Consider the following 12,666-nt stretch of genomic DNA (forward strand, 5'->3'; position numbering starts at 1 on the left):
CGGCCCCGGCGGAGTCGGCCCCGCCGGGGTCGGCCGGGGCGGGCCCGGTCGGGGCGGCGAGCGTTCCGGTACGGGTGGTCATGCGGCGGCCTCCTCCTTCTCCAGCTGCTGGGCGCGGGTGACCTCGTCGTGCAGCAAGGTCCAGATCTCGTGGCGGTAGCGGGCGAACTCCGGGCTGGAGCGCAGGTCCTCGCCCAGCAGCCCGGAGCGGTCGCCGAAGTCGACGGGGACGATCTCCTTGACCCGGCCGGGGCGCGAGGTCAGGACGGCCACCCGGCGGCCGAGGTAGACGGCCTCCTCGATCCCGTGGGTGATGAAGACGACCGTCTTGCCGGTCGCCTGCCAGATCCGGCGCAACTCGTCCTGGAGGGACTCCCGGGTCTGCGCGTCGAGCGCCGCGAACGGCTCGTCCATCAGCAGCACGTCGGGGTCGTACGCCAGCGAGCGCGCGATGGCGACCCGCTGGCGCATGCCGCCCGACAGCTCGTGCGGATGGCGGTCTTCGAAGCCGGCCAGGCCGACCAGGCCGAGGAACTCGCGGGCCCGCGCCGCCCGCTGCCGCCGCGGTACGCCGGTGGCCTCCAGGCCGAACTCGACGTTGCCGAGCGCGGTGCGCCAGGGCAGCAGCGCGTACTGCTGGAAGACGGTGCCCCGGTCCTGGCCCGGCCCGGTGACGGGCGCGCCGTCCAGCAGGATGCGCCCCGACGTCGGGCGGGTCAGCCCGCCGAGCAGGTCCAGCAGGGTCGACTTGCCGCAGCCGCTGGGGCCGACGACGACCAGGAACTCCCCCGCGTCGAGGGAGAGGTCGATGCCGTCCAGAGCGGTGAACTCCGCCTTGCGGCCGCTGCGGTCCCTGGTGGGGAAGGTCTTGGTGACGTTCTCGAACACGATCTTGGCCATGGTGGTGCGTCCCTCCCCTCAGCCCTTGCCGTAGTCGTTGAACTCGTTGGTGAACAGGTCGGCCGCCTTCAGCTGCCCCTTCTTCACCTCACCCCGCTCGCCCAGCCAGTCCAGCCACAGCTGGAACTCCTTGTCGCCGATCCGCCCGCCCGTCTCGGCCACGCCGTAGCTGCGCCAGTACTGCAGGGCGGAGGTGTCCTCGTTGCGCCCGCGCCGGGTGACGATCTCCGTCATCCGGGCGACGACCTGCTCGCGCGGGGTGGTGCGCGACCACTCGATCGCCTTGGCCACGCCCGTGACGAAGGTCCGCACGGTGTCGGGGTTGCCCGCGATGAACCGCTCGGTCATGACGTACGTCCCGGCGCTGAACGCGCCCAGCAGCTCGAAGTCGGTGAACAGCGGGCGGATCCCCCCGCCGGCCAGCGCCTTGTCGCGCAGGACGCCGCCCAGCACGCCGACCTCGATCTGCCCCTGCCGCAGGGCCTGTTCGGTGCTGACCGGCGGGACCACCAGGGCCTCGACGCGGGCGGCCTCGGCGGCGGAGAGGCCGTTGCGGGAGAGGTAGATGTCGAGCAGGGCCTGGGCGTGCGCGCCCAGGGTGTTCATGCCGACCTTCTTGCCGATGAGGTCGCGGGCGGTGCGGATCGGGCTGTCCTCCAGCACGTAGTAGCCGCTGTAGGCGTACGCGTCGGAGCCGTAGTACGAGATCACCGCCCGGATCGGGGCCTTGCCGGCGGCGAGCTTGACGACCGCGCCGTTGAACGCGCCACCGAAGTGGATCTGGCCGGTGGCGGCGGACTGGATGTCCTGGGGGCCGCTGATGGTGTTGCCGACCCAGTCCAGGCGGAGGTCGCCGAGGTACCCGAGGTCGGCGGCGAGTTCGGGGAGGGTCACCTGGCCGGCCGCCCCCTGGTACTTGAGGGTCTTGACCTGGCCCTTGCCCCCTCCGTCGGCCGTGGCCGTGCCGCAGCTCACCGCGGCCGCCGAGATGCCGAGCAGGGTGAGGAACTGGCGTCGGGACGCACCGGGTGCGCGAGGGGGACGGGGCGGGATGCGGGTCGCTGCGGACATGGGGCTTCCTTGGTCGGTGAGCGGTGGTCAGTGCGGGGCGGCGAGGGTGGTGCGGGCGCGCAGGGCCGCGGCGTAGTCGTCGACCGCCTGGTAGAGGTCGAGCTCGGCCTCGGGCCGCAGCCGGTCCGCTCCCGGGTCGCGCTCGACGGAGGAGTCGAGGACGAACCGGCCGGCGGTGACGTGCCCGGCGCCGAGCGTGGCCAGCACCGGGCGCAGGGCGTAGTCGAGGGTCAGGACATGGGCGAGGCTGCCGCCGGTGGCCACCGGCAGGACGGTCTTGCCGGCCAGCCCGTCCTGCGGGAGGACGTCGAGGAAGCTCTTGAGCAGGCCGGTGTACGAGGCCTTGTAGACGGGCGTCGCGACGACCAGGCCGTCGGCCGCCGCGACCGCGTCGAGGGCCCGGCGCAGCGCCGGCCGCTCCGTGCGGGCGGCGAGCAGGTCGGCGGCCGGCAGTTCCCGCAGGGCGAGGTGGCCGGTCCGGAAGCCGTCGTGCTCCAGACGCCGCAGGACGTGGTCGACGACGACGGCGGTACGGGAGCGGAGGGAGGGACTGCCGGTGAGGGCGAGGACGGTGGGCACGGAGGAGCTCTCCTAGGTAGGACCGGGGGGTGCGGGCGGTGCGGGGGCGGTGCTGGGGGGGTGGGGGGCGCGGGCGGTGCGGGGGCGGGGCGCGGGAGCGGATCAGGCCGTGGTGGAGGCGCCGGAGGCGATGCCGAAGGCGGGGGCGGGCACGGCGTCCGGGCTGAGCAGGACCGAGGGGCGGCCGTCGGGCCCGACGGGCACGTCGCCGTCGACGGTGACGCGGCGCAGGGCGCGCTCGTGGTCGTCGGAGTCGTCCACGCCGTAGTGCTGGGTGGCGCGGTTGTCCCAGACGGCCACGTCACCGGGCGTCCACGACCAGCGGACGGTGTTCTCCGGGCGCTCGACGTGCGCCTGGAACAGGTCGAGCAGGGCGCGGGAGTCGCGGCCGGTGAGCCCGCTGATCCGCTCGACGAAGTTGCCGAGCACCAGGGTGCGCTCGTCCGTCTCGGGGTGGACGCGGACGACCGGGTGCTCGGTGCGGAAGACGGTGGAGGTGAACACCTCGCGGTACTGGGCCAGCGCCTCGGGCAGGCCTTCGGGGCTCAGGGCCGCGTAGTCGTACGCGTTGGAGTGCACGGCGCGCAGGCCGTCGGCGAGGGTGCGCAGGGGCTCGGGCAGGCCGGCGTAGGCGGTGGCGGTGTTGGCCCAGAGGGTGTCGCCGCCGTACGGCGGGACGGTCACGGCGCGCAGGACGGAGAAGGCGGGGTAGGCGGGGACGAAGGTGACGTCGGTGTGCCACTGGTTGGCCCGGGCGCCGTGGTGGGAGTCGATGCCGAGGGAGTAGCGGCCGTCCGCGGAGGGCACGGTGGGGTGCGCGACGAGCTCCCCCAGCCGCCGGGCGAACGCCTCGTGCCCGGCCTCGTCGAGGTGGTCCTGGCCGCGGAAGAAGACGACCTTGTGGGTGAGCAGGGCGGCGCGGATCTGCGCGACGGTCTCGTCGGAGAGGTCCCCGGAGAGGCGGACACCGCCGATCTCGGCGCCGATCCGGCCCCCGATCCTCGTCACGGTGAGCTGGTGGGCGTGGCGGACGGCGTCGGAGGTGATCGTGGACATGGCAAGGCTCCTGTGAGGGTGGTGGTGGGTGGCGGGACCGCGGCGGCGGCGCACGGCACGGCCGTACGGCGAGCCGACGCGCGGCCGGGTGGAGGAGTGGACGGGCTACGAACGGACGCGCGACCGAGCGGGCCGAGCAGACGTGCTGCCGAACGGACGTGCGGACGAGCGGACCAGCGGACCAGCGGACCAGCGGACCAGCGGACCAGCGGACCAGCGGACGAGCATCCGAAGGGGCGAGCGGCTCGGCGGCCGAGCGGCTCGGCGGCGGACGACCGGACGAGCCGCTACCAGGAACGGCCGACGGTGCTGCCGGGCGGGAGGGCCGGGCAGCGCGCGGCGGGAGAGGGCCCGGGCCTCAGGAACAGGAGGGGGCCGGACAGCTGCGGCCCGGACATCCCAGGGGCGCGGTACGGGCGCCGGGGGTGTGGAGCCGCGCGGAGGTGAGCTCGGTCGCGGACATGCCTCGGAGCGTGTCAGCGCGCAGATGGCCGGTCAACACCCCTTCGCACCCCTCACCGACACCCGGCGACCGCCCCGGCACCGGCCCTGACCAGCCATTTCGCCCGACCGGGGGCAGGGCCGGCGACTGGCTGGATTTCACGGGCCCGCAACGTCCTCGCCATGCGGCGACACGACCGGTTGATTTCGGACACGCGGGCCCCCGATGGCCCCGGTTCTCCAGGATCCTGGCGGTCTGTCCCGGGAGGGCGAGATCACATCCAGGGGTTATGGTCTCGGATGAGCGGCCCCCCTAGAGTTCGAGCCATGACGGTCCTGCCTGACGACGGGCTCTCTCTGGCCGCCGAGTTCCCTGACGCGACGCATGAGCAGTGGCAGCGCCTGGTAGAAGGCGTACTGCGCAAGTCGGGCAAGGACGTATCCGGCGCGGCTGCTGAGGACGCCCTGTCCACCACGCTCGAGGACGGGCTCCGCACCCGCCCGCTGTACACCGCGCCCACCGGCGAGGCCGCTGCCGTGGCCGGCGATGCTTCCGGCGCCGAGGCCGGTGCCGGGACCCCCGGCACCGCGCTCGACGGCTTCCCCGGGTTCGCGCCGTTCCTGCGCGCCGGCAAGGCCGAGGGCAACGCCGCCGGCGGCTGGGACGTACGGCAGCGCACGGTCGGCGCCGACCCGCAGCGGGTGAACGAGGCCGCCCTGACCGACCTGGAGAACGGCGTCACCTCGCTGTGGCTCACCGTCGGCGAGGCCGGCCTGCCGGTGTCCGGGCTGGCCCGCGCCCTCGACGGCGTCTACCTGGACCTGGCGCCCGTCGCCCTCGACGCCGGCGCCGAATTCGCGGAGGCCGCCGAGGAGTTGCTGCGCCTGTACGCCGAGCGGGGCGTCGCCCCCGAGGCCGCGCGCGGCAGCCTCGGCGCCGACCCGCTGGGCCACGAGGCCCGTACCGGCCAGGCCCTCGACCTCGCGCCCGCCGTGGCACTGGCCCGGCGCACCGCCGCCGGGTGGCCGCACCTGCGGGCCCTGACCGTGGACGCGCTGCCCTACCACGAGGCCGGCGGTTCGGCCGCCCAGGAGCTGGGCCTGGCGCTGGCGACCGGCGTCGCCTACCTGCGCGCACTGACCGAGGGCGACGGCGGCCTGGACGTCGAAGCCGCGCTCGGCCGACTGGAGTTCCGCTACGCCGCCACCGCCGACCAGTTCCTGACCATCGCCAAGCTGCGTGCCGCGCGCCGGCTGTGGGCCCGGGTCGCCGAGGCCTGCGGGGCGCCGGAGGCGGGCGCGCAGCGCCAGCACGCGGTGACCTCGCCGGTGATGATGACCCGGCGCGACCCGTGGGTGAACATGCTGCGCACCACCGTGGCGTGCATGGCCGCCGGGGTCGGCGGCGCCGACTCGGTGACCGTGCTGCCGTTCGACCACGAGCTGGGCCTGCCGGACGCGTTCGCCCGCCGGATCGCCCGCAACACCTCCACGATCCTGCTGGAGGAATCGCACCTGGCCCGGGTGATCGACCCGGCCGGCGGCTCCTGGTACGTCGAGCAGCTCACCGACGAACTGGCTCACGCCGCATGGGAGTTCTTCCGGTCCGTCGAGCAGGCCGGCGGCCTCGCCGCGGCCCTGCGGTCGGGTCTGGTCGCCGAGCGGCTGGCCGCCACCTGGGCCGAGCGCAGCGCCCGGCTGGCCGCACGCCGTGAACCGATCACCGGTGTCAGCGAGTTCCCGCTGCTGTCGGAGAAGCCGGTGGAGCGCGAAAGCGCGCCCGCGCCGCTGTCCGGCGGGCTGCCGCGGGTGCGGCGCGACGAGGCGTACGAGGCGCTGCGCGCCCGTTCCGACGCCCACCTCGCGGCGACCGGTTCCCGGCCGCGCATCTTCCTGGCCGCGCTCGGCCCGGCCGCCGCGCACACCGCCCGGGCCACCTTCGCCTCGAACCTCTTCCAGGCGGGCGGCATCGAGCCCGTCCACACGCCGGTGTCCGTCGACGCGGCCTCGGCCGGGGAGGCGTTCGCCGCGAGCGGCGCGGCCATGGCGGTGCTGTGCTCCAGCGACGCGCTGTACGAGGAGCAGGCCGAGGCGGTCGCCGGGGCGCTGCGCGCCGCGGGCGCCCAGGTGGTGTTCCTCGCGGGCCGGCCCGGGACCGCCGCGCCGGCCGTGGACGAGTACGTCTTCGCCGGGTGCGACGCCGTGGCCGTGCTGACGTCCGTACTCGACCGGATGGGAGTGGCACGTTGAGCATCCCCGATTTCTCCGAGCTGGCGCTCGGTACCGGCGCCGCCGCCGGGACGACCGAGGACCAGTGGCGGGCCGCCGTGAAGGAGTCCACCGGCACCGCCGCCGGGGACCTGCTGTGGGAGACCCCCGAGGGCATCGGCGTCAAGCCGCTGTACACCGGGCGGGACCTGGAGGGCTTGGACTTCCTGGGGACGTACCCCGGCATGGCGCCGTACCTGCGCGGCCCGTACCCGACGATGTACGTCAACCAGCCCTGGACGATCCGGCAGTACGCCGGCTTCTCCACGGCCGAGGAGTCCAACGCCTTCTACCGGCGCAATCTCGCGGCGGGCCAGAAGGGCCTGTCGGTGGCCTTCGACCTGCCCACGCACCGCGGCTACGACAGCGACCACCCGCGGGTGACCGGTGACGTCGGCATGGCGGGCGTGGCGATCGACTCGATCTACGACATGCGCCAGCTGTTCGACGGGATCCCCCTCGACCGGATGACGGTGTCGATGACGATGAACGGCGCCGTGCTGCCCGTCCTCGCCCTCTACATCGTGGCGGCGGAGGAGCAGGGCGTACCGCCGGAGAAGCTGGCCGGGACCATCCAGAACGACATCCTCAAGGAGTTCATGGTCCGCAACACCTACATCTACCCGCCCAAGCCCTCGATGCGGATCATCTCCGACATCTTCGCGTTCACCTCGCAGAAGATGCCTCGGTACAACTCCATCTCGATCTCCGGGTACCACATCCAGGAGGCGGGGGCCACGGCCGACCTGGAGCTGGCGTACACCCTCGCCGACGGTGTGGAGTACCTGCGGGCCGGGCAGGAGGCGGGCCTGGACGTGGACGCGTTCGCGCCGCGGCTGTCCTTCTTCTGGGCGATCGGCATGAACTTCTTCATGGAGGTCGCCAAGCTGCGTGCCGCGCGCCTGCTGTGGGCGAAGCTGGTCAAGCAGTTCGACCCGAAGAACACCAAGTCGCTGTCGCTGCGCACCCATTCGCAGACGTCGGGCTGGTCACTGACCGCGCAGGACGTGTTCAACAACGTCACCCGCACCTGCATCGAGGCGATGGCCGCGACCCAGGGCCACACCCAGTCGCTGCACACCAACGCCCTCGACGAGGCCCTGGCCCTGCCGACGGACTTCTCCGCGCGCATCGCCCGCAACACCCAGCTGCTGCTCCAGCAGGAGTCGGGCACGTGCCGGGTGATCGACCCGTGGGGCGGCAGCGCGTACGTCGAGAGGCTCACGTACGACCTGGCGCGGCGGGCCTGGCAGCACATCCAGGAGGTCGAGGCGGCCGGCGGCATGGCCCAGGCCATCGACGCGGGCATCCCGAAGCTGCGCGTGGAGGAGGCCGCGGCCCGGACCCAGGCGCGGATCGACTCCGGCCGGCAGCCGGTGATCGGCGTGAACAAGTACCGCGTCGAGAACGACGAGGCGATCGAGGTCCTGAAGGTCGACAACTCCTCCGTGCGCGCCCAGCAGATCGCCAAGCTGCGGCGGCTGCGCGAGGAACGCGACGAGGCGGTCACCCAGGACGCGCTGCGCGCCCTGACGAACGCCGCGGACCGCGGCGACGGCAACCTCCTCGCCCTGGCGGTGGACGCCGCCCGGGCCAAGGCCACGGTGGGCGAGATCTCGGACGCCCTGGAGAAGGTGTACGGCCGGCACGCGAGCCAGATCCGTACGATCTCCGGCGTGTACCGCAACGAAGCTGGGGAGTCCCCGTCGGTGGAACGCACCCGTGCCCTGGTGGACCGGTTCGAGGAGGCGGAGGGCCGTCGTCCGCGCATCCTGGTCGCCAAGATGGGCCAGGACGGCCATGACCGCGGCCAGAAGGTGATCGCCACCGCCTTCGCCGACCTGGGCTTCGACGTGGACGTCGGCCCGCTGTTCCAGACCCCGGCGGAGGTGGCCCGCCAGGCCGTCGAGGCGGACGTCCACGTGGTGGGCGTGTCGTCGCTGGCGGCCGGCCACCTGACCCTCGTCCCGGCGCTGCGCGAGCAGCTGGCGGAGGAGGGCCGCGAGGACATCATGATCGTGGTGGGCGGTGTCATCCCGCCGGCGGACGTGCCGACCCTGCTGGAGATGGGGGCGACGGCCGTCTTCCCGCCCGGCACGGTGATCCCGGACGCGGCGCACGACCTGGTGACGCGGCTGGCCGCGGACCTGGGCCACGAGCTGTAGGCGGGCGGCAGCGGATGCCCCCTCGTATCGACATCGACGCGTACGTGAAGGGTGTGCTCGACGGGAGACGCGCGCAGATCGCGCGCGCGATCACCCTCGTCGAGTCCACCCGGGCCGACCACCGCGCGCTGGCGCAGCGGCTGCTGACCGAGCTCCTGCCGTACGCGGGCAACGCCCGGCGGATCGGGATCAGCGGGGTGCCGGGCGTGGGCAAGTCGACGTTCATCGACGCGTTCGGCACCATGCTGACGGGCCTCGGGCACCGGGTGGCGGTGCTGGCCGTGGACCCGTCCTCGACCCGCACGGGCGGTTCGATCCTCGGGGACAAGACGAGGATGGAACGGCTGGCGGTGGACCCGGCGGCCTTCGTCCGCCCCTCGCCGTCGGCGGGGACGCTGGGCGGGGTGGCCAAGGCGACCCGCGAGTCGATGATCGTGATGGAGGCGGCGGGCTACGACGTCGTCCTGGTGGAGACGGTCGGCGTTGGCCAGTCGGAGACCACGGTCGCCGGCATGGTGGACTCCTTCCTGCTGCTGTCGCTGGCCCGTACCGGCGACCAGCTCCAGGGCATCAAGAAGGGCGTCCTGGAACTGGCCGACGTCCTGGCGATCAACAAGGCCGACGGCCCGCACGAACGCGACGCGAAGGCGGCGGCCCGCGAACTGGCGGGCGCCCTGCGGCTGATGCACCCCGCCGACGCGGCCTGGACCCCACCGGTCCTCACGTGCAGCGCCCGCGAGTCGACGGGCCTGGACGAGGTCTGGGCCCGCCTGGAGGCCCACCGCGCGCTCCTGTCCGGCACGGGCCGGCTGGCGGCGAAGCGGGCGGCGCAGCAGGTGGAGTGGACCTGGTCGATGGTCCGCGACGAGCTGCTGGACCGGCTGCGCTCCCACGCGGGGGTACGGGCGGTGGCCCCGGAGCTGGAGGCGGCGGTACGGGAGGGCCGGCTGACGGCGACGTCGGCGGCGGACCGGATCCTGGAGGCGTTCGGGGACCCGGCGGCGGGCTGAGCCGGTCAGAGCGTGCGCAGGGTGACGTGGTCGGGCAGGGCCTCGATCCCGCCGAGGACGTACGCCGGGACCGGCACCGTGACGGAGGCGAGGTCGGTCAGCCCGGCCAGCGGCGCGAGGTCGAGGTCGACCGCCCCGTCGAGGTACAGCTCGCGCAGCCGCGGGCACAGCTGCGGCAGGCCGTCCACGATGTGCTGCATCGGTTCGTCCGGGTCGCCCCAGACCTGCAGGGTGGTGACGGCGCCGAGGACCACGTCGGCCGGCCACGTGAAGGACGCCTCCTCCAGGGTGAGCTCGCGCAGCCGGGGCAGAGCGGCGATCTCCCGCCAGTCGGCGCCGGATCGGGGCCCGCACCAGAAGGCGAGGTCCAGGCTCTCCAGCGAGGTCAGCTCGCGCAGGCCCGCCAGTCCGCCGGCCGGCATGCTCTCGCCCCCCACCGCGAGGGTGCGCAGGTCCGGTCCGGCGGGCAGGGACCGTACGTCCCATGCCGAGCCGGTCTCGAACGCGGCGTGCAGGGTCCGCAGGGTGGGCATCGGGCCGATCGGCCGGCTGCGCAGGTCGGGCGTCCCGTGGAGGCTCAACGACTCCAGGGGCAGGGCGCCGACGGGTGACAGGTCCGTGCGGCCGGAGCACGACCGCAGGTCGAGGCGCGCCAGCCGGGGCAGCCGCGCCAGCGAGGCGAGGGCGGACGGCTCGGGGTCGGTCAGGACCAGCGAGGTGATCCCGGCCCCGGTCCCGGCGTCGTAGGCGAGGACGTCGGAGAACGGCACGCCCGGGCGTACGTCCAGGGCCGCGGGCGGCTCCGGGAGCCCCCGGAGCAGGGCCAGTTGGGCGGAGTCGCGCACGGTGTAGTCGAGGCCGCTCGGGTCCAGCTCGGCGATGACCTCCTGCCCGTAGAGGACGGGGTCGAACCGGGACCACGCCCACATGAGCTGGGAACGGACCTGCAGGTGCGGGTGGCGGGCGTAGCGGCGCAGGAACGGAAGGGCGGCGTCCGAGGCGACGTGCGTGGCCGCGGTCACCACGAAGAGCGCGCCGACCGGGTGCACCTCGTCCGGTCCCGGCAGCAGCTCCAGGATCAGCGGCCCGGCCTCCGCCAGGGCCCGCGCCTCGTCCGCGTTGCCCGGCGGGATCAGGCCGGCGGCGCGCTCGCGCACCAGCTCGCGGACGGCGGGATCGAGGACGGTCGCCTGTTCCAGGCAGACCGCTGCCAGCAGGTCGGCCCGCGGGTCCGCGACCGCCAGGAGCCCCCGGAAGATCTCCGCGCGCTCCCGCTTGTTGGCGAGCGCGACCGCCATGCGGATGACGTCCACCCACTGGTCGTCCCGGGCGTGACCGGTCAGCAGGCCGAAGTCGCCCTCCTCGACGGCCGCGCGGGCACCGAGGAAGTCCTGGAACGTCTTGTGCACGAAGTGGACGGCGTCCGGGGCGGGTTGCCGCAGCAGCCCGCTGCGCAGCAGGAAGTGGTCGAAGACGGCGGCGGCGTCACCGAGGGCGGCCAGCTCGGGCACGGCGGGCAGGGCGCGGGCGATGATGTCCTCGGCCCTCGAACGGTCCATCTCCGTACGGCCGTTCTTGATCAGCCAGTAGGCCAGCCTTTGCAGCACGTCCAGTTGGGCGTCCTCGCCGAGCTCCGGGACCTCGATGTCCCGCTCCCGGTCCCGGCGGCTGAGCAGCATCGACAGCGCGGCCTCGTAGAGGTCCTTGCGGCCGTGCGGGAGATAGCCGCGCCGGTCGCGGTGCAGGGCGCAGATCAGCCCGCACATCAGCGGGTTGGTGGCCAGCCGGCCCAGGTCGGGCTTGGTGCGTACGGCCGCCAGCAGTTGCTCCTCGTACGCGTCGAGCTCGGCCGGGTCCTCGGCGTCCGGACGGGCGGCCGCGTGCCAGCGCCGGACGAACGTGGCGACCTCGGCCGTGCCCATGGCGGACAGCGTGAGCTCGCCGAAGCCGTCCCGCTCCAGCCAGCGCTCGCCGACGGCGGAGGGGCGGGAGGTGACCAGCCAGCGGTTGTCGCCGTCGTAGGTGTCCATGAGGTCCCGCAGCCAGCGACGGGTCCGCTCGCGTTCCCGCTCGGGGACCTCGTCGATGCCGTCGACCAGGACCAGTCCGCGGCCGGCCGCGAGGACGCGCTGCTCCCACCCGGTGGGCTGGGAGCCGGCCAGCGGGCAGTCCACGGCGGCGAGGAAGTCCTTGGGCGCGGGGAGCCGGTCGCCGTTGCGGGTCACCGTCCGCAGGGGCAGCACGAACGGGATCCGGTCCTGCAGGTAGGCCATCGCGGGCGGGGGGTCCTGGTCGGCGGCGCTGACCGCGAGCCACTGCACCAGCGTGGACTTGCCCGAGCCGGCCTCGCCGCGCAGCAGCACCCGCCGGCCGCGGGCGAGGATCTGGTCGGCGGGCTGCGGGGCGCGCAGGTGGGCCTTCTCCGGCGGGTCCCCGGCCTCGGCGGGGGCGTGGGAGGTCGCCTCCAGGCTGAGGTAGGCCACGTCCAGCGGCCAGCGCGCCGACGAGCGGTTGAGGTCGATCCCGTAGATCGTCAGCCGGCCGTGCTTCTTCGTCACGTACCGCAGGTACTCCTGCTCGAACCCGGCGTCCTCGGCGCCCGGCAGCGGCCGGCGCCGGATCAGCTCGTCCACCTTGGCGGTCAACTCGGCCGTCGCCCGGGTCTGTTCGACGAGGGTGTGCGCGACGAACGTGGACCGCTGGGTGAAGAAGTGCAGGATGTGCAGGCAGGCCGCGTCGAGCAGCCGCTCGTAGAAGTACGCGGCGTCGGCGCCGAGTTCGCGGGCCGGGTCGGGGTCGGCGGCACGGCGCAGGGCGCGGGCGAAGTCCGGCGCGCCGAGCCGGACCGCGTCCAGGTCGGTGATCCGCAGCTCGCCCAGCGCGCACAGGGTGGCGGCGAGGGCGTCCACGACCGCCTGCTCCTCGTCCGCGGCGACCGGCCGCTCGCCGGCCGTGCGCAGGGCGTGCTGGACGATCCTGCCCGCGAGACGGCGTACGTCGGCGGGGCCGAGGCTGCGCTTCTCGCCCCGGAAGGAGACGTACCCCGAGATCCGGATCGGCTTGTCGACGACCCCGGCACCCGGTCCCTCGCCGAGGACGAAGAGCTTGCGCACGAGCGGGCCGAGCACGCTCGACGCCAGCCGCATGCCGACGGTCCCCGGATCCATGTACGCGCC

8 protein-coding genes are annotated in these 12,666 nt (G+C 74.1%); 3 read left to right on the top strand and 5 right to left on the bottom strand.

The window, feature by feature from the left end:
• Positions 1 to 78: 78 nt before the first annotated feature.
• The 4 genes from LG632_RS10015 to LG632_RS10030 all read right to left on the bottom strand — a co-directional run bounded on the left by LG632_RS10015 (position 79) and on the right by LG632_RS10030 (position 3,606).
• Complete coding sequence (locus LG632_RS10015; protein ID WP_226726555.1) at positions 79 to 900, bottom strand: ABC transporter ATP-binding protein; 822 nt, start codon at positions 898 to 900, stop codon at positions 79 to 81.
• An 18-nt stretch (positions 901 to 918) separates the two neighbouring features.
• Positions 919 to 1,971, bottom strand: a complete 1,053-nt coding sequence (locus LG632_RS10020; protein ID WP_226726556.1) for an ABC transporter substrate-binding protein — start codon at positions 1,969 to 1,971, stop codon at positions 919 to 921.
• A 27-nt stretch (positions 1,972 to 1,998) separates the two neighbouring features.
• Positions 1,999 to 2,550: an NADPH-dependent FMN reductase gene (ssuE, locus tag LG632_RS10025; RefSeq protein WP_226726557.1), complete on the bottom strand. Its 552-nt coding sequence runs from the start codon at positions 2,548 to 2,550 to the stop codon at positions 1,999 to 2,001.
• A gap of 102 nt (positions 2,551 to 2,652) precedes the next feature.
• A complete protein-coding gene (locus LG632_RS10030) occupies positions 2,653 to 3,606 on the bottom strand; it encodes a TauD/TfdA dioxygenase family protein (protein ID WP_226726558.1) in 954 nt (317 codons plus the stop codon).
• A gap of 768 nt (positions 3,607 to 4,374) precedes the next feature.
• Here LG632_RS10030 and LG632_RS10035 point away from each other — a divergent pair.
• Genes LG632_RS10035 through meaB form a run of 3 tightly spaced genes read left to right on the top strand, consistent with a single transcriptional unit; the run spans position 4,375 to position 9,490 of the window.
• The gene (locus LG632_RS10035; RefSeq protein ID WP_226726559.1) at positions 4,375 to 6,297 is read left to right on the top strand and encodes a methylmalonyl-CoA mutase family protein; all 1,923 of its coding nucleotides are present in this window, start codon (positions 4,375 to 4,377) and stop codon (positions 6,295 to 6,297) included.
• Positions 6,294 to 8,480 (top strand): methylmalonyl-CoA mutase, encoded by a 2,187-nt coding sequence (scpA, locus tag LG632_RS10040; protein WP_226726560.1) that lies wholly within the window; start codon positions 6,294 to 6,296, stop codon positions 8,478 to 8,480. The genes LG632_RS10035 and scpA overlap by 4 nt, the downstream gene beginning before the upstream one ends.
• Before the next feature lie 14 nt (positions 8,481 to 8,494).
• On the top strand, positions 8,495 to 9,490 hold the full coding sequence (gene meaB, locus LG632_RS10045) for a methylmalonyl Co-A mutase-associated GTPase MeaB (protein WP_226726561.1): 996 nt from the start codon (positions 8,495 to 8,497) through the stop codon (positions 9,488 to 9,490).
• A 5-nt stretch (positions 9,491 to 9,495) separates the two neighbouring features.
• On the opposite strand, the gene LG632_RS10050 is transcribed toward meaB, so the two are convergent.
• On the bottom strand, positions 9,496 to 12,657 hold the full coding sequence (locus tag LG632_RS10050; RefSeq protein WP_226726562.1) for an NACHT domain-containing protein: 3,162 nt from the start codon (positions 12,655 to 12,657) through the stop codon (positions 9,496 to 9,498).
• Between the last annotated feature and the right edge of the window lie 9 nt (positions 12,658 to 12,666).

Source organism: Streptomyces antimicrobicus (assembly GCF_020532625.1).
Classification (GTDB): Bacteria; Actinomycetota; Actinomycetes; order Streptomycetales; family Streptomycetaceae; genus Streptomyces; species Streptomyces antimicrobicus.